The sequence below is a fragment of the Paracoccus sp. (in: a-proteobacteria) genome (genome assembly GCF_030536915.1).
Taxonomy (GTDB): Bacteria; Pseudomonadota; Alphaproteobacteria; order Rhodobacterales; family Rhodobacteraceae; genus Paracoccus.
Window position 1 is genome coordinate 40,638 of sequence record NZ_JAUNPC010000020.1, and the last position, 1,073, is coordinate 41,710.

Consider the following 1,073-nt stretch of genomic DNA (forward strand, 5'->3'; position numbering starts at 1 on the left):
GTGCCGCATGACTGCGTGGCGCTGGAATACGCGGGCGGCGACCGGCTTTACCTGCCCGTCGAGAACATCGAGCTGCTGACCCGCTACGGGCACGAGGAAGGCCTGCTCGACAAGCTGGGCGGCGGGGCGTGGCAGGCCCGCAAGGCGCGGCTGAAGGAACGCATCCGCCAGATCGCCGACCGCCTGATGCGCGTCGCGGCGGAACGGCTGCTGCGCAACGCCCCCGTGCTGGAACCCGAGCATCATGAATGGGAGGCCTTCGCCGCCCGCTTTCCCTATACCGAGACCGACGATCAGGCCGCCGCCATCGTGGACGTGGCCGAGGACCTCTCCGCCGGCCGCCCGATGGACCGGCTCGTCGTGGGCGACGTGGGCTTCGGCAAGACCGAGGTCGCCATGCGCGCGGCCTTCATCGCGGCCTCGCAGGGGATGCAGGTCGCCGTGGTCGCGCCGACGACGCTGCTGGCCCGCCAGCATTACCGCAGCTTCGCCGAGCGGTTCCGGGGCACTGCCATCAACGTGCGGCCGCTGTCGCGCTTCGTGTCCACCAAGGACGCCGCGGCGACTCGGGCCGGTTTGACGGACGGCTCGGTCGATATCGTCGTCGGCACCCATGCGGTGCTGGCGAAAGGCGTCAAGTTCAAGAACCTCGGCCTGCTGATCATCGACGAGGAACAGCATTTCGGTGTGGCCCACAAGGAACGGCTCAAGGAACTGCGGTCCGACATCCACGTCCTGACCCTGACCGCGACGCCGATTCCCCGCACGCTGCAACTGTCCCTGACAGGCGTCCGCGACCTGTCGATCATCGGCACCCCTCCGGTGGACCGCCTCGCCATCCGCACCTATGTGTCCGAGTTCGACAGCGTCACCATCCGCGAGGCCCTGCTGCGCGAGAAATACCGCGGCGGGCAGAGCTTCTTCGTCGTCCCGCGCCTGTCCGACCTGCCCGAGGTCGAGGACTGGCTGCGCGAACACGTCCCCGAGGTCTCGACCATCGTCGCCCACGGCCAGCTTGCGGCGGGCGACCTCGACCAGCGGATGAACGCCTTTTACGACGGCAGCCATGACGT

Annotated in this window: 1 protein-coding gene; it reads left to right on the forward strand. The window is 68.6% G+C overall.

What is annotated here, in order from left to right; all coding sequences use genetic code 11:
• Positions 1-1,073: DEAD/DEAH box helicase (locus tag Q4F04_RS05620; RefSeq protein WP_303368854.1), on the forward strand; the 1,073-nt coding region annotated here is incomplete at both ends.